Source organism: Bradyrhizobium sp. WSM4874, assembly GCF_055811835.1.
On record NZ_JBVVPR010000020.1, the window covers coordinates 41,224 to 67,293 of the forward strand.

Here is a 26,070-nt window from a genome sequence, read left to right on the forward strand (position 1 = left end):
ACGAGCGATCTGCTTCCGGCGCAGGGCGGTGCGACACGGGCGGCATTCTTCTTGCTTGCATCTCGCCGCCGCGGGGATTTAGACATCTGTGGCACCGTCAAAGCGACCACGGAGTGTTTGAGTGAAAGCCGTCCATACCGAGCTGCATCGCAGCCACGATCCGCAATTCTTCCTGGTCCGCGGCGTCGTCAAGCGCACCACCGAGCAGCCCGAACGTGCCGACCGCCTGCTTAAAGGGCTCAAGGACGGCAAGCATCAACTGGTCGAGCCCACCATATTCGGGCAGGGGCCGCGTGCGCGCATCCACAGTCCGGAATATTTGTCGTTCCTGAGCGAGGCTTGGGAGGCCTGGACCGCGCTCGGCGATTCCGGCCCGGAGATGATCGGCAACATCCATCCGGTGCGCCATGCCGCGACTTATCCCACTCATATCATTGGCAAGCTCGGCTGGCACACCGCCGACACCGCGGCGCCGATCGGCCCGGGCACCTGGGCCGCGGCCTGCGCCGCGACCGACGTTGCCGTCAGCGCGGCACAGATGGTGATGGACGGCGAGGATGCGACCTATGCGCTCTGCCGGCCGCCCGGCCATCACGCCTATCGCGATATGGCCGGCGGTTTCTGCTTCCTCAACAACAGCGCGATCGCGGCGGCGCATCTGCGGCAGAAGCACGAGCGTGTCGTGATCCTCGACGTCGACGTCCATCACGGCAACGGCACGCAAGGCATCTTCTACGCGCGGCCGGACGTCTACACGGTCTCGATCCATGCCGATCCCGTCGCGTATTATCCTTACGTGTGGGGCTATGCGCATGAGCGCGGCGAAGGTCCCGGCCTCGGCACAAATCTCAACATCCCCCTGGCGATCGGCACCGGCGATGACGGTTACATCCAGGCGATGGACGTCGCGCGCAAGGCGATCGAATCCTTTGCGCCCGGCGCCCTCGTCATCGCTCTCGGCCTCGACGCCTCCGAGCACGATCCGCTGAAGGGTCTCGCCGTCACTACGCCCGGCTTCCGCCGCATCGGCCAGGCCATCGCGAAGATGGGCCTGCCGACCGTGTTCGTGCAGGAGGGCGGCTATCTCTCGGATATCCTGGGCGCGAACCTGACCTCGGTGCTGGCGGGATTCGAAGAGGCGCGGTGATTCTCGCTGAGTAGCCCATCATTCTCCGTCATTGCGAGCGTAGCGAAGCAATCCAGAATCTTTCCGCGCAGGGACTCTGGATTGCTTCGCTACGCTCGCAATGACGATGTGATGGTTAGGTCGACTTCATCAACAACTCAAAACATCCCGCTTGCCGCGAGCGCCTTGCAGACGTGCTGCATCTCGGTCTCGTCTGCGACCATGTCGAGCATGACCGTGGTCAGCCCTTTCGCGGCAAATTCCTTCAGCTTCGCGCCGATCTCCGCGTAGCTGCCGACGAGGTAGGGGCAGTCGGCCTGGAAGGTCAGGAACGGCAGCAGCCAATAGCCATTGTCCGCTAGCTCGCCGCTCTGGCCCTCGTAGAGGCGCCGCTTCCACACGGAATCGCTGTTTTCCACGGTGAGTGCGAGCAGTTCGCGATCGTCGGCATTATCGCGGAAACGCGCCTTTGCCGCTTGTCGTGCCTCGTCGCGTCCCTCGCGGGCGAAAATTCCAAAATTCACGCCCGGCGCATCGAGGCCGCGGTCGAGATCGGGCGGCAGCATCTGCATCTTGATGCAGCCGGTCTCCTTCGCCACGCGCTGTGCCGGCTCGGACTGGCCTGCGACCAGAAATTCCGGCATCAGCTCCGGCGGCAGGCGCGGCCGCAGTTGCAGGTTGCTTGCGCGGTAGAACCGGCCCTCGAAAGTCGCCGGCCGCGGGCTTGCCAGCAGCTGGCGCATCAGCGCAACGAATTCGCCGAGCCGGACATAGCGGTCGGCATGCGACTGCTCGTCGCCGAGCCCCTGCAAATCGCTGACCGCCGTCCCCGTGATCATGTTGAGATAGACCTTGCGGCCGTGGAGCTGCGCAAAGGACGAGACAAATTTCGCCGCCGTGAACGGGTGCATGTAGACCGGATTGACCGCGATCAGCGGCGAGGATCGGGTCGTCTCGCCGATGATGTGCTGGGCCATCGCCCAGGGCTCGACGAACACGTCGTTGCCTTCGAACAGCAGGATGCCTTCGAAGCCGTTGCGGTCGGCGAACTGCGCGACCCGCATCAACTCGGCGACGTATTTCTTGGGGTCGCGGTTGCGCGAAATCGCGGGAAATACGCGCAGCCGCCGCGGCGTCATTCAGCCGCCTCCTGCAGCGGCCACGCATTGCGGGTGATGGGAAGGCCGCCGGTGGCGCGGGAGCCATCGGCAATCGCGAGACGATGCGAGGGCGACGGCGAGATCAGCTGGAATCGCCACCCTTGCGGATCGTCGGCAATATCGGGCTTGAAGCTGATCTCGATCGCCTCGCGCGAGACCTGCATTGCGAAGGCGTCGAGCGGCAGATTGAGGCCGAAACCCCTGGCCTTCAGATAGGCTTCTTTCAGCGTCCAGTAGTCGAAGAAGCGCTCGGTCGCAGCGGGCTCCGGCAGTCCGCGCAGCGTTTCGACCTCTTCCGGCGCGAAGAACCGAAGCGCGGTCGACAGCGGCGCCACCCGACTCGAGACGGTCTCGACGTCGACGCCGACGGTCTCATGCCCTGACACAACGCAGGCGACGCAGCCGTCGGCGTGCGACAGGCTGAAATGCAGCGAGCTCGAGGTCTTGGGCGATGCGACAAACGGCCGCCCGTAACGCCCGGCCGCAAACGACCAGTCGGTGGGTGCGACATCAGGTGCGACATGCGAGAGCGAAAGGCGCAACATTGCGTGCGCGAAAATATATTGCCGCTGGTGCCGCTCGAACATGAAGCGGTCGGCTCGTACCCGTTCGTCGACCGAGAGCAGGCGCCGGCACGTATCAACCGCATCCGGCGCGTCAAAAGTCTCGATCAGTCCGACAAACAGTTCAATTCTGTCGTCTGCCATCAATTGGGCCCATGGCGTCAGGCCGGGGCCAAATCCCCTGCCATGACGGAAGAATCAACTGAGCAAGAATCAACTGAGCGGACCGCTTCTAGCGGTCCACTCGGGCGAATCCTTGTCGATTGCTGGCCGGTTTACGGGCGCAAGCTTGTGCGAGACCCCAACTCGACACGCGAGCGGCCAAATTTGAAAGCTGAAGCCCGAAAACTGAAGCCTGAAGATTCGTGCGGCGTCCCGGCCGACGAGTCTTACGTCTTCTTCTTCTTCTTGGACTTCTTGGAGCCGCCCAACATCGAGATGCTAGCGTCGACGTCCTTCAGCGCGGACTGCAGCTTCTTCTTCTCGGCGCCGAGCAACTTCTGCAGGGCCTTGCGGTCCTTGTCGCTCAACGAGGTGCCCTTGGTAAATTTGATGAAACCCATAACGAACTCCCCGGTTGAAAATAATCGTCCAAATCAAAACGCGAGAATAATCTTGCGCGATGGCGCCAAATAATCAAGATGCAACTTGGTCATTCACAGCTTTGACGAGTGACCCCGTATTAGTCCGTGCTTTGCGGCCGGTTATGCCGCCCTGCGATTGAGCAATCGGCCGAGTGGCGCATTGGGTTGGACGAGAGCAGCCCCGAGCAGCGCGACAAGATCCTCCATCCACTGGCCGACCGTAGCGCCGTCGAGCAGCTCGCTCTTGTAATTGCATGAACCGGTGATTCCCGTCGACCGCTCCTTGAGCATCAGCGACAGCCAGGTCTGGTCGATCGGCAGCACCGGCTGGCCTTCGCGGGCGATGTTGCCGATCGATGCTGTCGTGAGATCAGGCAGATCGAGCGGCCGGCGCAGCGGATTTTGCAGGGTGAAATAGACCTGGAGCAGCGAGGCTGGATTGACGCCCTCCTGCTCCAGATGGTCGGCCAGGATGTTGAACGGCAGCTCCTGGCGCGCATGCGCGTCGAGCACGCTCTCTCGGACCCCGGCCACGGCCTGCGCGAACGACAGTTCCGGCGTGATTTTGGTGCGAACGATCACCGTGTTCTCGAACGTACCGACGATCCGGTCGGTGTCCGGCTGGGCGCGATTGGCCATGGCGGTGGCGATCGAGATGTCGTTGCGGCCGGTCCGCGCCAGCAGCAGGGCTTTCAAACCGGTCAGCAGGCACATGAACAGCGTGCAATTGTGCTGGCTGGCGAAAGCCGCGAGCCGGCCGATCAGCTCACGCTCGAGACTGACCGGATGGTGCCCCCTGGACGGGCCCGGGCTTGATTCGCCCTCGAAGAGGGGAGGCGCCCCGCGCAAATTCTCGGTCCAGTCGGCCGCCTGACGGCGGGCGGCATCGGTGCCGCACCACCAGCGTTGCCAGCGCGCCACGTCCGAAAAAGCCGGCGGCGGTTTCGGCAGCGGCACCGACCGATAGCCGGCCAGCGCCGCATAACGGTTGGATATTTCCTCGAACAGCACGCCGATCGACCAGCCATCGACGACGGCGTGGTGCAGTGTCAGCAGCAACACGTGATCGCCGTCGTGAAGTCGCAGCAGCCGGGCGCGCAGCAGCGGCGCGCGCGTGGTGTCGATCGGGGTATAGGTCTCCTGTTCGATCAGGAGATCGATTTTGCGGAGCTCCAGCGCCGTGCGCCGCTTGTTGTTGTGGGGCTGACCGTCGCCGATCGTCTCGACGGTCAGGACACGGCCGAGGGCGCCGGGCGCGGCGACGCGGCTGACGGGCTCCCCGCCGCTCCAGCCGAAATGGGTCCGCAGCGATTCGTGCCGGCGCACGATGTCGTCGATCGCCTGCGCCAGAGCAGCCAGAATGAGCGGCCCCTGGAGACGGAAGGCGAAAGGCAGGTTGAACAGCGGCAGTCCCTGAAGATTCTGCTCGATCCGCAGCATCTGGTCCTGCGCGATCGAGAGCGTGGGAGGGCTGCCTTCGGCCAGGCTCGCTGTAGCCAGCCTTGCGAAACTTGCGGCCGGCTTGCGCGGCTTTGCCGCCACGGCCTCGTCGACCCGCCGGGCAAGCTCGTCGATCGTCGGTGCCTCGAAGATGGTCTTGATCGGCAGCGACACGCCGAGCGCCCGAGCGACGCGCGCCATGACTTGGCCCGCCAGCAGCGAATGGCCACCGAGGTCGAAGAAATTGTCGGTCACGCCGAGGCTCTCGACCTTCAGCAGGTCGATCCAGATGTCGGACAGCACCTTTTCGGTGAAGCGCCGCGCCGGCACGGCCACATCCGCTCCGGACGTTTCCTGCTGCGCGGGCGCCGGCAGCGCGGTCCGGTCGATCTTGCCATGGGCATTGAGCGGCACCTGATCCAGGAACAGGAACGCGGACGGGATGGCATGGCCCGGCAGCCGGCTCTTCAGAAAGTCGCGCAGCTCGCTGGCGCTGCTCCGGCTGCCGGATCTTGCGACGATATGGGCAATCAGTCTGACTTCGCCGCTCGCTTCGCGGCGCGGCTCGACGATGCCGGCGCGCACATCCGGATGGTCGGCAAGCGCGTTCTCGATCTCTTTGAGCTCGATACGGTAGCCGCGGACCTTGACCTGATGGTCGGCGCGACCGAGGCATTCGATCGTGCCGTCGGCGCGGCGGCGGGCGAGGTCGCCGGTCCGGTACAGCCGGCTGCTTGCTTTGCGCGAGAACGGATCGGGCAGGAAGCGCTGCCGGTTCTGCGCGGGATCGTTGACATAGCCGCGGCCGATACCGGCGCCGCCGATGCAGAGTTCGCCGGTCACGCCGACCGGCTGCGGCTGCAGGTTTGCGTCGAGCACGTACAGCTGCGTGTTCGGCAAAGGCGCGCCGACCGGGACATGGCCCGTGTCGGTCGCCGGCGCCTTGGTCAGGCGATGCAGCGAGACGTCGTCGGAACATTCCGACGCACCATAGGCATTGATCAGCGGCACTTTCGGACAGCGGGCGAACCAGGCCTTGCAGAGATCGATGGGCAGCGGCTCGCCCGTCGAGATCAGAAGGCGCAGCCTCGCAAAGGCGCGTCGGACCTGTGCCTCGTCCATGCGATCGAGGATCACACGCAGCAGCGATGGGACGATCTCGAGCACCGTGATGCCCTCGCGCTCGATCTCGCGCGCGAGCAAGATCGGGTCCCGCACGATCGCGGTACCGCAGACATGGACGCGCGCACCCACCATGGGCCCCGCGAGGAACTGCCACACCGAGATGACAAAACTCTGCGGCGCGGTCTGCGCGATCACGTCCCTGGCCGAGAGGTTCAGCTCGGAGATGAGCGAGGCCAGATGGTTCGAAAGCCCGCGCTGCTCGATCATGACGCCCTTCGGCGCACCGGAGGAGCCCGAGGTATAGATGAGATAGGCGAGGCTGGAGGCCGTGCGCCGCGCCGCGCGGGCCGGCTTGGTCACGCCTGGCGCGATCGCGTCCTCGAGCTCGGCGACCTGGATGCGCTCGACCAGCGGTTCGAGCAGCGCCTCGACCATGGATGATTGCGCGCGTCCGGTCAGCAGCACGCGGGCGCAGCTCGATCCGAGGATGGTTGCGAGCCGTGCCGGCGGCTGGTCGGGATCGAGATTGAGGAAGGCGGCGCCCACGCGTTGCACCGCGATCATCGCGGCAAGCAGGTCGGGCCCGCGATCCACAAGCAAGGCAACCACGGCCTCGGCGCCGATGCCTTCGAGGGTGAGCCAGCGCGCGACCGCCTGGCTGCGGCGCGCCAACTCGCGATAGCTCACGGATGTGCGGCCGTCCGACACCGCGATCGCGTTCGGGGTCTTCTTGACCTGGCGGTCGAAACGTTCGCTCGGATTGCCGCGCGTGGCGAAATTGGCCGGCACGCCCCGGCCCTGCGTCAGCAGCTGCCGGCGTTCGGCCTCGGTCAGGAGTGCCAAGCGCGAGATGCGCTGCTCCGGATCGGCGATGACCGATTTGAGCAGGGTTTTGAACTGAGCGGCCATGCCCTCGATCGTCGCCGCGTCGAACAGATCGGTGGCGTATTCGAAGAAGCCGGTGAAACGCCCGTCGGCCTCGACCAGTTCGAGGGTGATGTCGAATCGCGCCACTTTTGGATCGATTTCGATCCGCCGCGTCGACAGGCCGGAGAAACGTGCCGCCTCGATCGAGGCGTTCTGGAGGATGAACATGATCCGGAACAGCGGATTGCCATCGCTCCTTCGCGCGATTTGAAGCGCGCGCAGGACCTCTTCGATCGGGAGGTCCTGATTGCGATAGGCATCGAGCGTGACCTGCCGTACCCGGCGCAACATGTCGCCGAAGCTCGGATCGCCGCCAAAATCATTGCGCAGGATCAGGGTGTTGGCGAACAGTCCGATCAGGCGCTCGCTCTCGATCTGGTTACGATTGGCGATCAGCGATCCCGTCGCGACATCCTCGTGTCGGGTGTGACGGAACAGTAGGCACTGGAACGCCGCGAGCAGGGTCATGAAGGGCGTGACGCCCTGGTTCTGGCTCAGCGCGCGCAGGTCGGCCGACAGAGTTTTGGAGAATTCGAGATAGTGACGGGCACCGTGGCCGCTCCAGACCTCCGGCCTTGGCCGGTCGGTTCGCAGCGGCAGCGTGGTGACGCCGTCGAGATGCGTCCGCCAGTAGTCGAGCTGCTCTTTTGCCGCCGACGTCTTCGTCCAGCTCTGCTGCCAGAGCGCAAAGTCGCGGTACTGGAAGGCGGGCGAAGGCAGTGCCGCCACGTCGTTCTTGCGCGCTGCCGAATAATGGGCGGCGAGTTCTTCCCAGAACAGCCGCTGCGACCAGCCGTCGGTGACGAGGTGGTGGACGTTGACTACCAGCGCATGGCTGCTCTTGTCGAACGAGAGCAGCGTGACTTTCAGCGGCGCCTCATGCGCAAGGTCGAACGGATGCTGCGCGAGCCGGAGCGCTTCGCGCCTGACGACAGCGGCCCGCTTGTCCGCAGGGCAGGGCTTGAGCTTGATCCGCTCGAACCGCGGCGGCGATTGCAGCACAAGCTGCACCGGCTCGCCCTCGCGTTCGATGATGACCGACCGCAACGCCTCATGGCGCGCCGACACCGCGGCGAGGCTCGCAGAAAGTGCGGCGACGTCGAGCCCATCCTTGAGGAGCGCGACTTCGACGACGTTATAATTATAGCGAGTGGGGTCCAGCCGCGAGAGCACGTACATCCGCTGCTGCTGGAACGACAGCGGCGCGTCTGCTTCCGTCGTCTGGCGCCAGGCCGGCAGCAGCGTTTCGCGATGGGTTGCAGCGGTCTCGATCCGGGCCGCAAGCGCGGCGGCCGTGGCGCAATCAAAAACGTCCTCGAACGAGAAATCGACATTGAAGCGTTCGCGCAGGCGCGAGCGCATCTGCGTCACCGCGAGCGAGTCCGCGCCGAGCGCGAAGACGTCCTGATCGCCCCCGACCTGCGGCAGCTCCAGCAAATTGGCCCAGACCCCGGCGAGCTCCGTCTCCAGCGCATTGCGCGGCAGACGAGCCTCGTCCTCGCCGCCGCCCCCTGTTGCGATCAGCTCGGCCAGCGCATTGCGCTTAACCTTGCCGCTGGCGCCTTTCGGCAGCGTCGCCACGCTGCGGATCAGGCTCGGCACCTTGTAGGCCGCGAGCCGCTTCCGGGCGAACTGACGCAACTGGTCCGAGGTCGCCTCGGAATTAGGCCGCAGCACCACGATTGCGGCGACGTTCTCGCCGAGCTTCTGGTGCGGGACGGCAAACACGCCGGCCTCCAGCACCCCCGGATGGCTGAGCAGAACCTCTTCCACCTCGAGGGGCGAGATCTTCTGCCCGCCGCGGTTGATGACGTCCTTGATACGGCCGACGATGAAGAGATAGCCGTCGGAGTCGAGATAACCGAGATCGCCGGTCCGGAACCAGCCGTTGCGAAAGGCAGCCTGTGTCGCCGCCTCGTCATTATAGTAGCCGCGGCTCATATTGGGTCCGCGCAGCGTGATCTCGCCATGCTCGCCGCTGGCGAGCGCGCGGCCCGTCTCGTCCATGATTGCGATCTCGGGGCCCGCGGCACGGCCGACCGATCCAATCTTGCGCAGCTCGAACGGGTTGGCCGCGATCTGTGAGGCCGCCTCCGTCATGCCGTAGGTTTCGAGCACGGGAACGCCGAACGTCGCCTCCAGCCCGTCGAGGATCGCAGGCGCAAGCGATGCCGAGGCGGAGCGGATCACGCGCAGCGACGACGATCGGGCAAGATCCGGGTTCGCCTCCGCCGCCGTCAGCAGCGCGCGATGGATGGTCGGCACTGCCGTGTACCAGGTCGGTTGCAGCTGCCGCATCCAGCCGAAGAAGGAGGATGCGTCGAAACCGTCGGTACAGATCACGCTGGAGCCCGCGGCCAGCGCCGTCAGCAGGCCGGAGATCAAACCATGGGCGTGAAACAGCGGCAGGACGTTGAGCAGACGATCGTGGGACGCGAGCGACAGCACGCGGCCGGCGTTGTAGGCGGAGAGACACACATTGCGATGCGTCAGCGGCACCATCTTCGGCCGCGCCGCCGTGCCCGATGTCAGCAGGATGAACGCGTCATCGTCGCCGCGCGAGGCGCCGATGCTGCTCGCCGGTCCAACCGCAGGCCCGACGAACGCGCAGCCGCCGAGATCATCTTGCGGCCCCGGCATGAAATCGATCACGGCAATATCGAGCGCCTTGGCGACATCGCGGGCGGCCGAGTTCGTGTCGGCCCTGGTGACGAGCGCCGTCAGCTTCAATTCGCTGAAATAGCGTTGCAGCTCGTCCGCCGTCAGATCGGGATTGACGGGGACGCAAGCGCAGCTCGAGGCGACCGTAATCAGAGCCAGTGCGCTGTCGGCACCGCGCGGCAGCGCAACCGCAATGCGGTCGGCAGGTGCAATGCCAAACCCGCGCAGCGTGCTGACGAGCTCATGCGTTCGCTCGGCAATCTCGCCGTAGTTGAGGACCGGCCGGCCGGGGGCGAGGAGGGCGGGGGCCGCCGGCGTCTTGCGGGCATGGAAATCGAGAAGGCCGCCGATATGCGCGAATATCTTCGTTTCGGCCGTCGTGCCGGCTGATTCCTGCGGCGCTGGGCGTGTGGCGTCCGACAATTCCGTTCCCTTTTGATCCGATTGGGCTATTCTTCCAAGAAGTTAAGGAACGCGTCCAGTCTGAGGTGAAGTTTTGGCCCCAAAATCTGTGGTTGCGGGGCCCTGAGCCCTTCGACGGAGTGATTGGGTCGGGCAGAATCACCATGCTGGAGAATGAGCCGGGCACGGGAGCGGAAGGCGGGCTGAAGCGCTGGCTCGAGGGCATCGGTCTTAGCCACTATACCGATCTCTTCGCGCAACACCGTCTCGATCTCGACGTCATGGGGGACCTGACCGAATCCGATCTGGTCGAGCTCGGCTTGCCACTCGGCGATCGGAAGCGGCTCCAGCGGGCCATGACCGCGTTGTTCCGGGCTGAAACCGCGGAGAAGCTTGACGCGACAGCGCGCCCGCAAGTCCGGACGGAGGTCGGCGCCGAGCGGCGTCAGCTCACCACCATGTTCTGCGACATGGTGGATTCCACCTCGCTGTCGGTGCAGTTCGATCCGGAAGACGTGCGCGACATGATCGCGAGCTTCCGCGAAACCTGCGTCCGCGTGGTGAAGCATTACGAAGGTTTTGCCGCCCGCTTCGTCGGGGACGGTATTTTGGTCTATTTCGGCTATCCGACCGCACATGAGGACGACGCCGAGCGCGCGGTGCGTGCGGGGCTGGAAATCGTCCGGGTGCTGTCCACCGCCCGCGCGATCGAGCCGCGTGGTGCGCTCAGCCACTCACCCGCCGTCCGCATCGGCATCGCGACCGGTATCGTCGTGGTTGGCGACCTCGTCGGACAGGGCACCGAAGAGCGCGACTCCGCGGTCGGAGAAACCGTCAATCTCGCCGCGCGCCTGCAAGGTCTGGCGCCGCCCAACGGTGTGGTGATTTCCACGTCAACCCAGTCGCTGCTGAAGGGGAAGTTCGACTACCGCGATCTCGGCGTCCACGCGCTCAAGGGCATCTCGGAGAAAGCCCAGGCCTGGCACGTGATGCGCGCCTCGCGGGTGGAGACCCGCTTCGCCGCCGCGATGGGCACGCGGCTGACCCCGCTCGTCAACCGCGAGGAGGAGATTGCGCTGCTGATGGGGCGCTGGCAGCAGGCCAAGGAGGGCGAGGGCCAGGTCGTGGTCAAGTTCGGCGAGCCCGGCATCGGCAAGTCGCGCATCATCCAGGAAATCTTCGAGCGGATCGCGGGCGACCGCCATGGACAGGTCTCGTTCCAGTGCTCGCCCTATTACACCTCCACGGCGTTCTATCCGTTCGCCGAGCAGCTCAAATTCTCTCTCGGTCTCGATCGCGAGGATGCGTCCGTGCAGTCGCTGGCGAGCCTGGAGACCGCGATCGCCGCCGCTCATGGCGACATCGAGCAGGTTGCGCCGCTGCTTGCCGCGCTGTTGTCCATTCCGACCGGCGACCGCTATCCGCCGCTGGAGCTGTCGCCGCAGCAGCAAAAGGATGCAACCGTCGCGGCGCTGGTCAATCATTTCCTCGGCCTTGCGCGCGAGCAGCCGCTGGTGATCGCATTCGAGGATCTGCACTGGATCGACCCGACGTCCCGTGAGGTGATCGATCTCCTGGTCGACCGGGCACAGAACCGGCCAATCCTGGTCATCATCACCGCGCGCACCGAATTCCAGCCGAGCTGGAACGCCCATTCGCATATCACGACCCTGGTGCTGAGCCGATTGAGCCGGCTGTTGCGCGCGACGCTGGTCGAGCGCGTGGCGGGACGCGAACTTCCCAAGGAGGTCATCGAGGAGATCATCGTCAAGACCGACGGCGTGCCGCTGTTCCTGGAGGAGCTGACCAAGACGGTTCTCGAATCCAACCTCCTGACCGAACGGCACGGGCGCTACGTGCTGTCGGGCCCGTGGCGGCAGCTCGCGATCCCGGCGACGCTGACGGACTCGCTGATGGCGCGGCTGGACCGGATGGGGCCGTTCAAGCGGATCGCGCAGATCGGCGCCACTATCGGCCGCGAATTCTCCTACGAGACGCTGCACGCGGTCGCCAACACGCCCGCCGAACAGATCGAGGCCGCGCTCAATCATTTGGAGGAGGCCGGGCTGATCATGCGCCGCGGCCATCCGCCCGACGCGCTCTACTCCTTCAAGCACGTGATGATCCAGAACGCCGCGCATGCGAGCTTGCTGCACAGCGAGCGGCGCAAGCTGCATTCCCGGATCGCGCAGGTGCTCGCCGAGATGTATCCCGAGAAGACCGAGCGCGAACCGGAACTGCTCGCCCATCATATGACTGAATCCGGCCAGAGCGAGAGCGCCGCCAGCTTCTGGCTCAAGGCCGGCAAGCAGGCGGCCAAGAGTGGCGCCAATCTGGAGGCGATCGGGCATCTGGGCCGCGGCCTCGGCGTCGTGCAGGCCAATGCGCGCATGCAGGGCGCCGACGAGATGGAGCTCGAGCTGCGCATCGCGCTCGGCAACGCACTGATCGCCGCCAAGGGCTATGCCGTGCAGGAGGTCGAGGAGAACTACGTCCGCGCCCTCGAGCTCGGCCAGCAGCTCGACGACGACGAAAAGGCCTTCGCCGCCACGCGCGGGCTCTGGGTCTGTCATTTCATCCGCGCCGATCTGACCCGCGCGCACGACCTCAGCGTCGAGCTGTTGAAGTTCGCCAAGCGCGAGCGGCTGAACGAGGGGACGCTGCCGGCGCAGCAGACCGGCTATCTGATCGAGGCGCATCGCTCGATCGCGATGACCATGCTCTATCGCGGGCGCTTTGCTGTGTCCCAGCACCATCTGCATCGCTGCATCAACCTCTACAGCCCCGACCTGCACTCCGATCTGATGGAGCGGCACGGCACCGATCCCGGCGTCGTCTCGCTGTCCTATCTCGGCTACCTGCTGTGGTTCCTCGGCCGGCCCGACGCGGCGCGCCAGCACAGCGAGCAGGCGATCGCGAACGCCGAGAAGATCCGCCACCCCTTCACGCTCGCCTTCGCGCTCGTGTTCGGCGCCTATCTCTGCCAGCATTTGCGCGATGTCGAGGGCACGCGCGACCACGCCAACCGCGCCATGATCATCGCCACCGAGCACAATTTCCTGCACTGGAAGCAGCAGGCGGCGATCTTGCGCGGCTGGGCGCTGGCGCAGCTCGGCGAGGCCGACGAAGGCCTCAGCCAGATGCGGTTCGGCCTCGACGAATATGAAGCGATGGATTCCTGGCTCGCCGGCTGCTGGTTCCGCTGCCTGCTTGCCGAGGCCTACGCCAAAGTCGGGATGCGCGACGCCGCCTTGCGCGCGCTGGATGGTGCGCTCGCGACCGCAAGACGGACCGGCGATCACTCCTACCTCGCCGAAGTCTACCGCCTGCAAGGCGAGATCACCCTGTCGGACGGGAATCCAGCCTCGGTGCAGGAGGCCGAGGACCTGTTCAACCTGTCGCTGGAGATCGCGCGCAAGCAGGGCGCTCTGTCCTGGGAGCTTCGCACCGCCGTCAGCCTCGCGCGCCTGTCGCACGAAGCCGGCAAGCGCGAGCACGCTCGTCTCCTGCTCGTACCGATCGTCGGCAGGTTCAGCGAGGGCTTTTCCACGCCGGACCTGAAACAGGCGATGCAACTGATCAACGAACTCGGCGCCGACGCGCCTGTTCGCGCACAGGCCATCCCGTGAGATGAGCGACCTCGCCGCCGCGCGTGCGCGTTACGTGGAGCTGATCGCAAAGCGCGAGCGGATCTCCTCAACGCGCTTGCTCGAAGCCCTCGGCACTGTTCCCCGCGAAAACTTCCTGGCGAAGGGGCCTTGGCGCATCAAGACCGAGGCGGCGCGCAACTATCGGCTGACGCCGGATGCCGATCCCGTTCATCTCCAGAACAATGTGCTGGTCGCGATCGATGCGCGCCGCAAGCTCGACACCGGACTGCCGAGCCTGTGGGCGCACTTCATCGATTTGCTCGACGTCGGGGAAAAAGACCGTGTGGTCCAGATCGGCTGCGGGCTCGGTTATTTCTCGGCCGTGCTGTCGAAGATCGTGGGCCCCAAGGGCAGGGTGCGGGCGATCGAATGCGACGAACGGCTTGCGTCGCGCGCCGCGAATTATCTCAGCGCCTATCGCAACGTCGCGGTCGTCCATGGCGACGGATGCGAGGACATCGGCGAACCCGCCGACATGATCATCGTTCATGCCGGCTTCTCGCAGCCGCATCCGCTCTGGCTTCGTTCGCTTCGTCCGCGCGGCCGGCTTCTGGTGCCGCTGACCCAGCGGGACCGCGAAGGCGCCGCCCTCAAGATCACCCGCAAGGGCAAGGGGTTCGAAGCCGAGGCGGTGCAGCAGGTCCGGATCTTCCCCGGCCAGGGCCGAGGTGTGACCGCGCTCGACGACCGCGTCGCCGACTGGTGGCAGCGCGCCTCCGCACTGGCGCCGCTGCGTTTTCGCGGCATCGAGCAGGGGCTGCCTTCGGATGGCTAATGCTTCGTTTCATTTTACCTTGATTGCGAATCTAAGTATCCAACGCGTCTCGACGCCGCTATGACTGCGGCCTGATCGCCATACGAGCGCGCGCCATGCATTCCGTTGCCCTGCTGACCGCCAGCTACGCCAAGGATATCGAGCGCTTTTCGCTGCTCAGCGAGAGCATCGACACCTGGTTGACGGGCTACACGCGGCATTATGTTCTCGTTAACGATGAGGATCTGCCGCTGTTCGCGCGGTTCGCTTCCGACAAGCGTGTCATCGTTCCGGCCTCGCGCTATTTGCCGAAATGGCTGTGGGCGCTGCCGCCGGCACTTCAGTTCATCAGCAAACGGCGCGTCTGGCTGTCGTTGCTGTCGTCGCCCGTTCATGGCTGGCACATCCAGCAGATCCTCAAGATCGCGGGCGTCCTCAACGCGCCCGAACAGCGCGTCTGTATCCTGGATTCGGACAATCTGTTCTTCCGCGAATTCGACGTCGGTCAATATGCGGGCTCCGAGAAGACACCGCTATTCGTCACGCGTAACGGGATCGACGCCGCCCACCCCTTGCATGTCCTGTGGCTCCGCACCGTCGATCAGCTCCTCGGTATCAAGGAGCGGTCCTTCCCTGCGGACGACTATGTCGGCAACGCGCTGGTGTGGGACAAGGACACCGCGCGTGCGATGACCGACGCGATCAAGTCCGCGACGGGATTGAACTGGGTTCTGGCACTGTGCCGGAAGAAGAAGTTCTCGGAATATCTCATGTACGGCCATTTCGTCGCGAACTCGCCCGCGCATCTGGCCACGCATCGGGTCACCGAAGACAGCATCGCGGTCTCGCATTGGGACGACACGCGCCTCGACCGCCCGGCCATCGAAACGATGATGCACGCCGCTTCGCCCGACCAGGTGGCGCTGTGCATCCAGTCTTATTCGTCGACCTCGATCGACGATATCCGCGACGTGTTCCGCCTTAGCTCGCGCGACCGTCGTGGTCCGAGCCTGTCTCCGGAGGACATGGGGGACGAGGTTCAGTTCGAGGCTCCGAAGACGCGCTGAGACCCGGCGCCTTCACGCGTCTCTCGTGAACTTGCTGATCACGTTCATGAACGGCTTCGGCTTGAATTCGCCGTCGAGCGGCAGGGGACGGTTCGGCTGCTTGTCCGCCCGCGCAAACGTGCCGTTGATCCAGCTATAGCGGTCCGAGAGGCCCCAGGTCAGGATCGAGCGCACCGGTCCGCTGGTCGAGATCGCGGTCAGGAGATCGTCGACGCGCTTGGCGACGATGGCATCGCGCTCCGCCGGCGTCCCCGTCAGCTTCTGATCGTCGACATCGAGCTCGGTGACGAGCACCTCGAGGCCCCAGGCGCGCAGCTCGGTGACGAATTCCGCGAGCCCATGGGTGTCGATCTCGAGCTCGGCATGCAGATGCGATTGCAGTCCCACGGCGTGCAACGGCACGCCCTGGTCGAGCAGGTCCATGATGAGATTGCGGTAGGCCGCGCGCTTCGCAATGAACGTGTCCTTTGCCGACTCGATGTCGTATTCGTTGATCGCGAGCTTGACGAAGGGGTCGGCCGCGGCCGCCGTGCGGAACGCCAGCGGAATCCAGCGATTGCCCAAATGCTGCGTCCAGAACGAGTCGCGCCGGTCTTTTGGACTGCGCGGATTGTCCGGGATCGGCTCGTTGACGACGTCCCACGACGTCAGCTTGTCCTTGTAATAGGAGACGACGGTGCCGATGTGGTCGACATAGGCGCGCTCGACGCCCTTGCTATCCTTGATCTGCTTGGTCCAGTCCGGAATGTCGTGATACCAGGCGAGCGCGTGGCCGCGCATCGTCAGGTCGTTCTGCCGCGCGAAATCCAGGATCGCGTCGGCACGTTCGAAGGCAAAGGTGTGCGCGTCGGGACGCAGCATCGGCCATTTCAGCTCGAGCACCGGAACCACCTGCGTGCAATAGGTGCTGATGGCTTCGCCGAGCCTGGGATCGGCTTGCAGATCCCAGAGTGTGGCCGCGGCACCGAATCCGGGACGGCGCTGGGCGAGTTTCGACATCGGCGCTGCGGACGCCGAGGCGCCCGCCGCGAGTGCTGCGGCGCTGCCGAGGAGAAATTCGCGTCTGTCGAGCCTGGTCACGGCTTTCCTTATCGAGCCAACGCGCCATCGTACCAAGCGACGCCTAGCAACGCCGGGGTTTCCCCTCGTTGGGTTAACTTTGCCGGCTGCGAAATCGTGGTTCCTTTCGGTGGCTACGCCCCGTCAGGGAAGGCAAATTTAACGCTAACCCGCGAAAGCGCCCTCAAAGCCGCATTCGCCGTCCGATCTCCAGACTTATGTGACACTGTTGAAGGATGCTGCGGCGCAATTCGTTCGCCCCGCCATGGTCCAATTGATGAACGGCCGTCACACTCGCAACAATGTTGCCGTCCCGTGCTCGCATGCTGAACCGCCATTTCTCGATTTATCTCGTCGCCTACATCCTGCCTGCGGCGGTGGGCTTCTTCGCCGTCACGGCCTACACGCGGCTGCTGACGCCGGCGGAGTACGGCGTCTACGTCGTCGGCATCAGCCTGGCCGGCATTCTGGGCGCGATCTTCTTCGCCTGGATCAAGCTGTCGGTGTCGCGCTATCAGGCGATGTCGGCCGAGGTGGATTTTCGCGGCACCGCAATGGTCGCCTTCGCGCTTACCGTTGCCGTCCTCTGCGCCACCACGCCGCTGGTCTTCCTGTTCCGCAGTGATCTCAGCGTTGGGCTGCTGCTTGCCAGCATGTTCGTCGCAATCATGGCGAATGCCGTCGATGTCGGGCAGGAGTTCGAGCGCGCAAAACTGCGTCCTTACAGGTTCGCGGCGATCTCGATCGTGCGCAGTGTGTCGAGCGTCGGTTTCGGCCTGCTCGGCATCTGGCTCGGCTGGGGTGGATTGGGACTGCTCGCCGCATTCGGCCTGGGTTCGCTCGCCGGGATCATCCTGAACCTCGTCGGGGACCGCACCAGGATCGCGCGCTTTCAGCGCAGCCAGTTCGTGCAGCTGGCGCGCTACGGCTTGCCGCTGACGCTGGCCGGATTGTCCGTTGCGGTCTACTCGGCCTGCGACCGCCTCATCGTGGCTTATTTGCTCGGCAAGGACGCCGCCGGCATCTTTGGCGTCGCCGCCGATCTGCCGCGACAGTTCATGGTCATGATCGCCTCCAGCGTTGCTGCGGCGACAGTCCCGCTGGTGTTCCGGTCATTGTCGGAGAAAAACACCGAGACGACGCGGGAGCGGCTGACCGAGAGCCTCGAGCTTCTGCTCGTCGTGGTCGCGCCCGTCGCCGTCTGGCTCGCGCTCGCAGCCGACCATGTCGCCGGCACGCTCGTCGGCGTCGACTTCCGCGCCGGGGTGTCGGCGCTGCTGCCGACCCTGGTGCTCGCCCGGTTGTTCGGCATCGCCAATCAATTCTACGTGCAGATCAGCTTCCAGCTTGCCGAGCGGCCGTTCATGCTGGCGGCGCAGTCGTTCCTGACGCTGGTCGTCAGCGTGGCGTTGATGTTCGTGCTGGTGGCCGGCCATGGCCTCTACGGCGCGGCGCTGGCGACGCTTGCGACCGAAGCGATCGGATTCCTCGTTGCCGTCGTCCTGATGCATCGCGCCTACCCGGTCCCGTTCGATCTCCACCGCCTCGCCGGCGTTGCCGTCTCCGCCGCGGCGATGGGGGCTGCGATTCTTGTGGCACGATCTCAGGTCAATGGCTCCGGCCTCGTCCCGCTCATTGTCGTGAGCCTTGCGGGCGGGCTCGCTTATGCCGCCGCCGCATGGTTGCTGAACGTCGCCAATGTCCGGACGCTGTCGCTGCGTTTCCTGCGAACCTTCAACCGCAAGGCGCTGGGCGTTTAGCCGCGGCCTCCGACGAGACTCGGCCTCGCTCTCTGAAGCTCTGAAAGCGCCGCCTGGCTTGGCGAGGGCCCTGTTCCGACCGGAAGCGTACAGCCGCCCGGCCAAGGCGGAGGGCGATTCTGTTGCGTCGATGGCCATAACCGTGCTTCTTGGGCGCCATGTCGGGAGCAGAGCAGATATGACCCAAGAAACGCCGGAAATCCGCGCATCGGCGCAGTTGCTTGCCCGCTATCGCGAGCCCGACAATGCGCGGGGTGTCCTCGAACTGGCGATTACGGCGATACCGTTCGTCGTCATCTGGGCTCTGATCTGGGCCGCTCTTGACCAGGGCTATTGGTTTGCCCTGCTGCTCGAAGTGCCCGCGGCGGGTTTGCTGGTCCGCCTCTTCATGATCCAACACGATTGCGGACATGGCTCGTTCTTCCGCGGCCGCGTTGCCAACGATTGGGTCGGCCGAGCCATCGGTGTGATGACACTGACGCCCTACGCCTATTGGCGACATAATCATGCAGGGCATCATGCGAACTCCGGCAATCTCGATCGCAGGGGCCTGGGCGACATCGATACGTTGACCACGCGCGAATTTCTTGGGCGGTCGCGATGGCGTCGGACGCTGTATCGCTTGTATCGGCATCCCCTCGTGATGTTCGGCGTCGGTCCCACATATTTGTTCATCTTGAAGCATCGATTGCCGGTCGGGATGATGCGTCGCGGCTGGAAACCCTGGCTGAGCACGATGGGCACGAACATCGGCCTCGCGGTTCTCGCCGTCACGATGATCCAGCTGGTCGGCTATGGGCCGTTCCTGCTCGTGCATCTGCCGATCGTTGTTCTGGCGGCATCGATCGGTGTCTGGCTGTTCTACGTCCAGCACCAGTTCGAGCACACGCACTGGGCCCACGACGAAACCTGGAATTTTCACGACGCCGCGCTGCACGGCAGCTCTCACTACCAATTGCCGGGTGTCTTGCGATGGTTCACGGCAAATATCGGCGTCCACCACATCCATCATTTGTCCAGTCGAATTCCCTCCTATCGCTTGCACGACGTGTTGCGCGACCATCCGCAGTTCGCTGGTGTCGGGCGGATTACGCTGCTCCAGAGTTTGCGGACCGTGCGGCTGACCTTGTGGGACGAGGAGCGGCAGCGGCTCGTCTCCTTTGGAGAGGCGGCCTTGTTTGGCAAGGCAGCCTTGTTTGGAGAGGCCGCTTTGGCCCCAGCGGCTTCGCTCACGCCGCCCCCGCGCGGCTGACGAATGTCGTGAATCCGCGCGTGCGGTCGTTGGGTTCTCTGCGAACCGTCGATCGGAAGGCGCAGGCGTTAAGCCTCCACCCCCCGGTCATTCTGCCGCAGCGATAGACCGCCAGCTTCGGCCGCACGCCGCCCTTCCGCCTGCGCCAACCGTCGTATATGAGATTTATCGCCCAAACGTGCCGAATCTCGCCACAGACGGAACGTAAGGCGGCTGCGATTTCTTAATTCAAAGATCGCAATCTGATCAATGACCGGCGGACTGGCATTTCGACCGAGGATGGCATGAGAAACCTGATGACGACGGCGCAATCCACCGTGGCGATGCGGCGTTGGGGGCCTCCCGGAATTGTGACCTTGGCGGCGATGCTCGCCTTTGCGGCTGTGGGCCCCGCCAATGCGGCCAAGCAGGTGCGTCAGCCGGCCGAGGCGGTGGCACCGCGCGAGGCCGGCGAACCGATCATGGCGATCGTCTCGATCAAGAGCCAGCAGGTCACCTTCTACGACGCCGAGGGCTGGATTTTTCGCGCGCCGGTGTCCACCGGCACGACGGGACGCGAGACACCGGCCGGCGTCTTCGCCATCGTCGAGAAGGACAAGGACCACCGCTCGACCATGTATGACGACGCCTGGATGCCGAACATGCAGCGCATCACCTGGAACGGCATCGCGCTGCATGGCGGGCCGCTGCCCGGCTATGCCGCTTCGCATGGCTGCGTGCGGATGCCGTTCGGCTTCGCGGAAGGCCTGTTCGACAAGACCAACATCGGGATGCGGGTGATCATCTCGCCGAACGATGCGGCTCCGATCGACATCGTTCATCCCGCACTCTTCATGCCGAAGCGGGACGCCATTGCGGCGGCGCCGGGCCAGATCGGCAAGCTCTCCAGCGAGGCCGAGGAGGCCACAAGGGCGGCCGACGAGGCCAAGAAGGCCGCGACTTTGGCCGCGAAGGAGGCGGCAGCGCTGCCGGCGTCGCTGCGCAAACTGGAACAGCAGAAGACCCGCGCTGACGCCGAGCTCGCCTTCGCCGACAAGCAGCTCGCGGCCGCCAAGACCGATCAGGCCCGCGCCAAGGCCGAGGAGCTGAAGCAGAAGGCCGCCACCAGGGCCGCCGACGCGGCGGCGCAGCTCGATGCCGCCAAGGCCGCCGCACAGCCGAAGCGCGATGCGGTCGCGGCCACGAAGGAGGCGGCCAAGGCGGCAGCGGCCAGGAAGGCCGACGCCGTGAAGGCTGCGACCGACGCAAAGCTCGCGCTCGAACCGGTCTCGGTCTACATCAGCCGCGCGACGCAGAAGCTCTATGTGCGGCGGAACACGCACAAGCCGGCACCGGACGGCGGCGGCGAGGTATTCGACACCAGCATCGAGGTTCCCGTCACGATCCGCAATCCGGATCAGCCGCTCGGCACGCATATCTTCACGGCGATGGCGAAGAACGATACGGGCCTGCGCTGGAGCGTGGTCACGATCGAAGACGGCGACAACGCCAGGAACGCGCTCGACCGCATCACCATCCCGCAGGAGGTGCTCGATCGCATCGCGCCGACCGCGTTGCCGCGGTCATCGATCGTCATCTCGGACGAGCCGCTGAGTGCTGAAACCAACTACCGCACCGAGTTCGTCGCGGTGCTGAGCAACCAGCCCCAGGGCGGTTTCATCACGCGCAAGCCGACGGCGCCTCCGATGGCCATGGCGAGCGATGACGGCTGGGACAATGGCGGCAACGGTTTCGGCTTCTTCTTCCAGCGCGATCCGAACCCGCAGCCCGTCAATCCGCGCCGGCGCGGCCAGTATCAATATTATCAGCCGGCACAGCCGATGCAGCGGGGCTTCTGGTAGGAGGCGGGCAAATCGAAGCCTGTCACGACCGCCGCGCTTCGATCACGATCGCCTGGATCTTGCCTTCGATCGGTCCGGACCCATGGCGCGTTCGGATCGCCTCGGCAACGATGTCGGTCGCAGTCTGAAGCTTGCTGGCATCGCGTGCCTCGATCTCGCTGCGCAGCGGCGTGCCCTGGCAGAGCGCGATCGCGACGTGCTCGGGCGACGGCGCACGGCTTATTTCAGATCGCGTTTCGATCGATAAGTCACGGAAGCCTGCGCGTTCGAGGTCGGTTCTGATGACGGCCTTGTCGTGATAGCCGTGCGGCGTCCGGGCCATGAAACGGGGCGGGTCGTCGGGGAACAATTTTTCGAGCGCGACCGTGGCTCCATGCGTCAGCACATTGTCCTCGATGCGATCCCAGACGTTGAACACGAACGTGCCGTCGCCCTTCAGGACGCGCTTCACCTCCCCGTAAGCCTTGACGCGATCCGGAAAGAACATGGCGCCGAACTGGCAGCAGACCACGTCGAAGGCGGCATCCTCGAAGGGCAGGGCCGCTGCGTCGGCCTGGCGCCACGAGATGCGATCGTCATCTGACTGACGCTGCGCCGCGACGGCGAGCATCGGCTCGTTGAGGTCGGTCGCGACATAACGGACGCCGCGCGGCAGTGCCGCCGCCACCGCGCGCGTCACTGCGCCGGTGCCTGCCGCGATCTCGAGCAGCACGGAGGGAGAGCGGGCCGCGACACGCCTTGCGATGTCGTCGGCGTAGACGGCGAAGATCATCGGTACCAGATATTCGTCGTAGAGCTTTGGGATCGAGCCGGCGAAAACCTTGTCAGTGTTGGACATGCTTGCCTCGCTGAAGGTTCGGACACGAGGCTCATATTACCACGGATTGCCGTCTACCGCGCCAGCAGCGCGGTGAACCCGGCCGGTTCCTGGATCGCCTTGCGGGCCTCCGGCGTCATCGGCTCGCACCGACCTCACGGATCGGCCGCGTGCCGTCCCAGTTGGCCGCGGCCTGCCGGACCTTCTCGAAGAACGGCCCCTTGGTGCCGCTGATGTCGGAGATCTCGATCACCGTGCCCGGATGGGCCTGCGTGTCGAAATAGGCAAAGCGCCCCTTGTCGCCGCCGATCTGGCCCTCATGGCCGATCCTGTAGCCGAGCTCGAGCGCCCTGTCGTAGAGCGCCTGGTAGTCGTGGCTCCAGTAGGACATGTGCTGGAGGCCTTCGTGGCCGGACTCGAGGAATTCCCTGTACAGCGAGGGCGCGTCGTTGCGCTGCTGGATCAGCTCGATCTGGAGATCGCCGGAATTGGCCAGCGCGATGCTCATCTCGACGGCTGAGTTTTCGCCGCGATGGCGGAACCAGTCGGTCTTGACGCGGTCCATGTAGTACCAGGGGCCGACGCCCATCACCTCGATCCAGTGCTTCATCGCGGCATGGATGTCCCGCACCACATATCCGTTCTGGCGCACCGCGCCGAAGATGCGGCTCATGCCGGCGCCCCCCTTGTCACTTGACCTCGGTTCACTTCACTTCAATGCCCGCGTCCTTGGCAACCTGCTTCCAGGCCGCGATGTCGCGGGCATTGATGTCGCGCTGCACGTCGCCCGGCACGAATTGCGGCGTGATGCCGAGCCTCAGCAGCTTCCCTTTCACCTCGGCATCGGCGAGCGCGTCCTTCAATGCCGCCGACAGCTTTTTCGCAATCGGTTCGGCGACGCCCGCAGGCGCATACATCGCCCAGGACAGGCTGCGGTCGAACGGTACGCCCTGTTCCTTGTAGCTTGCGACATCCGGTAGGCTCGGCGAACGCTCGCCGCAGGCGGCCAGCGCCTTGATCGAGCCGTCCTTCACCAGCGGCGTCGCGGTCGCCATGTCCAATGTCGCCAGCGAGATGTGGCCGCCCAGCAAATCGCCGGCCAGTTTGGCGATGCCATTGAACGGCACGTGGTCCATCTTGATTCCGGTCTGCTGCATCAGGATTTCCGCGCAGAATTGTCCGGTCGAGCCCACGCCCCAGCTTCCGTACTGGATCGGTTCGCCCTTCTTGGCCAGCGCAATCAGGCCCTTGATGTCGTTGGCGGCAAAATCCTTGGTCGCCACCAGCATGATCGAGGACGTGCCGATGCGCCCGATCGTGGTGAAATCCTTGATCGAATCGTAGGGCAGTTTCGGATAGATCGCCGGCGCGAGCACATGCGTTGTCATGCCGCCGACGGTGATGGTGTAGCCGTCATTCGCCGACGCCGCGACCATCTGGGTGCCGAGCGTGCCGGCGGCGCCGGTGTGGTTCTCGATATAGATGCTCTGTCCGAGCGTCTTGCCCATTTTGTCGCCCAGCAGCCGCCCGATCACATCGCCGCCGCCACCCGCCGCATAAGGCAGCAGCATCCTGATCTTGTGCGTGGGATAGGCGGCCGGATCCTCGGCCCGCGCAGGCAGCGCTGCCGAGAGCAATGCGAGCAATGATAGTGTGAAGGTGCGCAGCTTCATGGTGTCTTTCCCCCTCAATCCTCGAACCGAAACCGGAATGCCTCGCCGTGCCGGATCACGCGCCCCGCGGTCGGCGCCGGAAAATGGCCGGTGAGCAGATAGCTCGGCGTGTCCGCGAGCTCGTCGAGCAGGGCCAGCCGTGTCGCGATCGCAGCAGCCGGATCGACATCGGCCGCATTCGACAGCCAGGGCGCGGCACACTGGATCGGATGATGGATGACGTCGCCCGACATCACCGCGTGATCGTCCCCGCCATGGAGATGGATCTGCATGTTGCCGGCCGTGTGGCCCGGCGCCGGCGCGAAGCGCAAGGCGGCATCGCGATCGTCAAACAGGCGATGATCGGTCTCGACGAATTCGGCAAGGCCCGCCGCGACCACCGGCAGCACCGAATCCTCGAACGAGCCGTGGTTGACCTGACTCTTCGGCGCGGCATTGTGCGCGGCCTCGAAGTGGCGATATTCGGCGCGCCCCATCAGATAGCGCGCCTGGGGGAAAGTCGGCACCCAGCGGCCGTCGAGGAGGCGTGTGTTCCAGCCGACGTGATCGACATGCAGATGCGTGCACATCACGAAGTCGACCTGTTCGGGCCTGACGCCGAGCGCCTGCATGTTCTCGAGATAAGGCTGGTCGAGGTTGCTCCACGCCGGGACGCGCGGCCGTTGCTTGTGATTGCCGCAGCAGGTGTCGACGATGGCGGTCCAGCGCGGCGTTCGCACCAAGTATGAATGGTGGCTGAGGATGAAGCGGCCGGTCTCCGGCTCGATATAGCGGTGATCGAGCCAGCCTCGGTTCGCCTCGATCACCTCGTCGGTGACGTTGGCGAACAGCCATGCCTGGTCGAACGCGAGCGCTGCGATCTCGCTGATGAGATCGACCCGCATACTGCCCACGCGCACCTGCCGCATCGCTCAGTTCTTCAGAAGATCGCCGAACGGCATCCAGCGCGTGCCGTCGAAGCGGATCAGCTGGAGGCTGGTCATGGGCGTGAAGCGTTCGGGCGAATTGTTCACCGCGGTGCCGTTGATCAGCATCGGCAGGCGCACATCCTTCATGGTCGTTGCCTGCTTCATCACATTGGCGCGGGTGAGGTCGTTGCCGGCGGCCTTGAGCACGGTCACCAGCGTCTGCGCGATGGTGTAGCCATAGACGTTGAGCCAGTCGCTCTTGTTGGCCTCGGGCAGGTACTTGTCCATGAAGGCGGCCCACTCCTTGAGGCCGGCATCGTCCTTCAGTGCCGGATCGGTCGCGTCCTTCAGATACTGGCTGGAGATGACGCCGGTGGAATTGTCCTTGCCGGCCGGCTCGAGCACGCCGCTGATCGAGGCCGAGACGTTGGAGATGATGGTGACGGGCTTCCAGCCGATCTCGCCGATCTTGCGGATCGCCTGCGCCGCAAACTTCGGCGTTGCCGCCACCAGCACCACGTCCGCGCCTGCGGTCTTCAACTGGAGGATCTGGGTGTCCACGGTCGGCGCCGAGGTTTCATAGGCCGCGCGCGCGACGATCGCCTCGCCGTTGCCGAGCCCTTCCTCCAGCGCCTTCAGATAGTCCTTGCCGAGGTCGTCGTTCTGGTAGAGCACGCCGATTTTCGCATTGGAATGGCTCGCCTTGATGTATCTGGCGTAGGCGATCGCCTCGTCGCGATAGGTCGGCTGCCAGCCGACGGTCCACGGGAAATTCTTCGGATCGTCCCACTTCGCCGCACCCGATCCCAGGAAGAGCTGCGGCACTTTGCGGTCGTTGAGATATTTGTGCACGGCGCTGTTGGTCGGCGTGCCGACACCGCCGAAGATCAGCAGCACGTCCTCGCTCTCGACCAGCCGCCGCGTCTGCTCCACCGTCTTCGGCGGGCTGTAGGCATCGTCCGCGATGATCATCTGGATCCGACGCCCGTTGACGCCGCCGTCGTCGTTCACCTTGCGGAAATAGGCCTCGGCGGATTTCGCGATCTGCGCGAAGGCCGACACCGGGCCGCTCAGCGGCGCGGTGGTGCCGATCTTGATGATCTTGTCGTCGGCGCCGGGATCGTATTTGCTTTGGGCCTGAGCGGTGCTTGCGGCGAGCATCGGCAACAGGATGCAGGCCGCGCGAAGGCGGGCGAAGCGCGCCATGACGTCGTCTCCCCAAAGTTTGCTCTCCGCTTCTCTGAGGCGCGGAGTTAAAACGAACGATCGTTCGTACGGTTGACTGGCGAACGATCGTTCGT

The 26,070-nt window shown here is 64.9% G+C and carries 17 protein-coding genes; 7 read left to right on the top strand and 10 right to left on the bottom strand.

Annotation, left to right across the window (positions count from 1 at the left end; all coding sequences use genetic code 11):
- Positions 1 to 121: 121 nt before the first annotated feature.
- Positions 122 to 1,147 carry a histone deacetylase family protein gene (locus tag AC0L3P_RS21080; protein ID WP_354065293.1) on the top strand — a complete coding sequence of 342 codons (1,026 nt, stop codon included), beginning with the start codon at positions 122 to 124 and terminating at the stop codon, positions 1,145 to 1,147.
- A 137-nt stretch (positions 1,148 to 1,284) separates the two neighbouring features.
- On the opposite strand, the gene AC0L3P_RS21085 is transcribed toward AC0L3P_RS21080, so the two are convergent.
- The 4 genes from AC0L3P_RS21085 to AC0L3P_RS21100 all read right to left on the bottom strand — a co-directional run bounded on the left by AC0L3P_RS21085 (position 1,285) and on the right by AC0L3P_RS21100 (position 10,009).
- A complete protein-coding gene (locus AC0L3P_RS21085) occupies positions 1,285 to 2,265 on the bottom strand; it encodes an LLM class flavin-dependent oxidoreductase (RefSeq protein ID WP_473304639.1) in 981 nt (326 codons plus the stop codon).
- Positions 2,262 to 2,993 carry a 4'-phosphopantetheinyl transferase family protein gene (locus AC0L3P_RS21090; protein WP_473304642.1) on the bottom strand — a complete coding sequence of 244 codons (732 nt, stop codon included), beginning with the start codon at positions 2,991 to 2,993 and terminating at the stop codon, positions 2,262 to 2,264. The genes AC0L3P_RS21085 and AC0L3P_RS21090 overlap by 4 nt, the downstream gene beginning before the upstream one ends.
- A 245-nt stretch (positions 2,994 to 3,238) precedes the next feature.
- Positions 3,239 to 3,412 (bottom strand): hypothetical protein, encoded by a 174-nt coding sequence (locus AC0L3P_RS21095; protein WP_007600599.1) that lies wholly within the window; start codon positions 3,410 to 3,412, stop codon positions 3,239 to 3,241.
- Between the two features lie 141 nt (positions 3,413 to 3,553).
- Positions 3,554 to 10,009, bottom strand: a complete 6,456-nt coding sequence (locus tag AC0L3P_RS21100) for an amino acid adenylation domain-containing protein (protein ID WP_473304644.1) — start codon at positions 10,007 to 10,009, stop codon at positions 3,554 to 3,556.
- A 143-nt stretch (positions 10,010 to 10,152) separates the two neighbouring features.
- Here AC0L3P_RS21100 and AC0L3P_RS21105 point away from each other — a divergent pair, with 143 nt between their 5' ends.
- The 3 genes from AC0L3P_RS21105 (at position 10,153) to AC0L3P_RS21115 (ending at position 15,459) form a co-directional block, all read left to right on the top strand.
- On the top strand, positions 10,153 to 13,617 hold the full coding sequence (locus AC0L3P_RS21105) for an AAA family ATPase (protein WP_473304646.1): 3,465 nt from the start codon (positions 10,153 to 10,155) through the stop codon (positions 13,615 to 13,617).
- Between the two features lies 1 nt (position 13,618).
- Complete coding sequence (locus AC0L3P_RS21110; RefSeq protein WP_275172168.1) at positions 13,619 to 14,413, top strand: protein-L-isoaspartate O-methyltransferase family protein; 795 nt, start codon at positions 13,619 to 13,621, stop codon at positions 14,411 to 14,413.
- Between the two features lie 95 nt (positions 14,414 to 14,508).
- A complete protein-coding gene (locus AC0L3P_RS21115) occupies positions 14,509 to 15,459 on the top strand; it encodes a DUF6492 family protein (RefSeq protein ID WP_275172167.1) in 951 nt (316 codons plus the stop codon).
- 12 nt (positions 15,460 to 15,471) lie between these two features.
- On the opposite strand, the gene AC0L3P_RS21120 is transcribed toward AC0L3P_RS21115, so the two are convergent.
- A complete protein-coding gene (locus AC0L3P_RS21120) occupies positions 15,472 to 16,539 on the bottom strand; it encodes an endo-1,4-beta-xylanase (protein ID WP_473304649.1) in 1,068 nt (355 codons plus the stop codon).
- 302 nt (positions 16,540 to 16,841) lie between these two features.
- Here AC0L3P_RS21120 and AC0L3P_RS21125 point away from each other — a divergent pair, with 302 nt between their 5' ends.
- The 3 genes from AC0L3P_RS21125 (at position 16,842) to AC0L3P_RS21135 (ending at position 21,371) form a co-directional block, all read left to right on the top strand.
- Positions 16,842 to 18,278: a lipopolysaccharide biosynthesis protein gene (locus AC0L3P_RS21125; protein WP_473304653.1), complete on the top strand. Its 1,437-nt coding sequence runs from the start codon at positions 16,842 to 16,844 to the stop codon at positions 18,276 to 18,278.
- A gap of 178 nt (positions 18,279 to 18,456) precedes the next feature.
- On the top strand, positions 18,457 to 19,530 hold the full coding sequence (locus tag AC0L3P_RS21130; RefSeq protein ID WP_473304813.1) for a fatty acid desaturase: 1,074 nt from the start codon (positions 18,457 to 18,459) through the stop codon (positions 19,528 to 19,530).
- A gap of 284 nt (positions 19,531 to 19,814) precedes the next feature.
- A complete protein-coding gene (locus AC0L3P_RS21135; RefSeq protein ID WP_473304657.1) occupies positions 19,815 to 21,371 on the top strand; it encodes a L,D-transpeptidase family protein in 1,557 nt (518 codons plus the stop codon).
- A gap of 22 nt (positions 21,372 to 21,393) precedes the next feature.
- Here AC0L3P_RS21135 and AC0L3P_RS21140 read toward each other — a convergent pair whose 3' ends face one another.
- From AC0L3P_RS21140 to AC0L3P_RS21160, 5 genes are all read right to left on the bottom strand, one after another.
- A complete protein-coding gene (locus AC0L3P_RS21140; RefSeq protein ID WP_473304659.1) occupies positions 21,394 to 22,209 on the bottom strand; it encodes a class I SAM-dependent methyltransferase in 816 nt (271 codons plus the stop codon).
- A 115-nt stretch (positions 22,210 to 22,324) separates the two neighbouring features.
- The gene (locus tag AC0L3P_RS21145) at positions 22,325 to 22,861 is read right to left on the bottom strand and encodes a VOC family protein (protein ID WP_473304662.1); all 537 of its coding nucleotides are present in this window, start codon (positions 22,859 to 22,861) and stop codon (positions 22,325 to 22,327) included.
- A gap of 31 nt (positions 22,862 to 22,892) precedes the next feature.
- Positions 22,893 to 23,861, bottom strand: a complete 969-nt coding sequence (locus tag AC0L3P_RS21150) for a Bug family tripartite tricarboxylate transporter substrate binding protein (protein WP_473304664.1) — start codon at positions 23,859 to 23,861, stop codon at positions 22,893 to 22,895.
- Positions 23,862 to 23,875: 14 nt separating this feature from the next.
- Entirely contained in the window at positions 23,876 to 24,769 is an 894-nt protein-coding gene (locus AC0L3P_RS21155; RefSeq protein WP_473304666.1) for an MBL fold metallo-hydrolase, read from the bottom strand.
- Between the two features lie 3 nt (positions 24,770 to 24,772).
- Positions 24,773 to 25,975 (bottom strand): ABC transporter substrate-binding protein, encoded by a 1,203-nt coding sequence (locus AC0L3P_RS21160; RefSeq protein WP_473304669.1) that lies wholly within the window; start codon positions 25,973 to 25,975, stop codon positions 24,773 to 24,775.
- Between the last annotated feature and the right edge of the window lie 95 nt (positions 25,976 to 26,070).

Coding starts and splice junctions, on each gene's coding strand:
- AC0L3P_RS21115 (WP_275172167.1), top strand. CDS start 14,509: ATGCATTCCGTTGCCCTGCTGACCGCCAGCTACGCCAAGGATATCGAG.
- AC0L3P_RS21145 (WP_473304662.1), bottom strand. CDS start 22,861: ATGAGCCGCATCTTCGGCGCGGTGCGCCAGAACGGATATGTGGTGCGG.
- AC0L3P_RS21090 (WP_473304642.1), bottom strand. CDS start 2,993: ATGGCAGACGACAGAATTGAACTGTTTGTCGGACTGATCGAGACTTTT.
- AC0L3P_RS21130 (WP_473304813.1), top strand. CDS start 18,457: ATGACCCAAGAAACGCCGGAAATCCGCGCATCGGCGCAGTTGCTTGCC.
- AC0L3P_RS21085 (WP_473304639.1), bottom strand. CDS start 2,265: ATGACGCCGCGGCGGCTGCGCGTATTTCCCGCGATTTCGCGCAACCGC.
- AC0L3P_RS21125 (WP_473304653.1), top strand. CDS start 16,842: ATGCTGAACCGCCATTTCTCGATTTATCTCGTCGCCTACATCCTGCCT.
- AC0L3P_RS21155 (WP_473304666.1), bottom strand. CDS start 24,769: ATGCGGCAGGTGCGCGTGGGCAGTATGCGGGTCGATCTCATCAGCGAG.
- AC0L3P_RS21110 (WP_275172168.1), top strand. CDS start 13,619: ATGAGCGACCTCGCCGCCGCGCGTGCGCGTTACGTGGAGCTGATCGCA.
- AC0L3P_RS21150 (WP_473304664.1), bottom strand. CDS start 23,861: ATGAAGCTGCGCACCTTCACACTATCATTGCTCGCATTGCTCTCGGCA.
- AC0L3P_RS21135 (WP_473304657.1), top strand. CDS start 19,815: ATGAGAAACCTGATGACGACGGCGCAATCCACCGTGGCGATGCGGCGT.
- AC0L3P_RS21105 (WP_473304646.1), top strand. CDS start 10,153: ATGCTGGAGAATGAGCCGGGCACGGGAGCGGAAGGCGGGCTGAAGCGC.
- AC0L3P_RS21095 (WP_007600599.1), bottom strand. CDS start 3,412: ATGGGTTTCATCAAATTTACCAAGGGCACCTCGTTGAGCGACAAGGAC.
- AC0L3P_RS21160 (WP_473304669.1), bottom strand. CDS start 25,975: ATGGCGCGCTTCGCCCGCCTTCGCGCGGCCTGCATCCTGTTGCCGATG.
- AC0L3P_RS21140 (WP_473304659.1), bottom strand. CDS start 22,209: ATGTCCAACACTGACAAGGTTTTCGCCGGCTCGATCCCAAAGCTCTAC.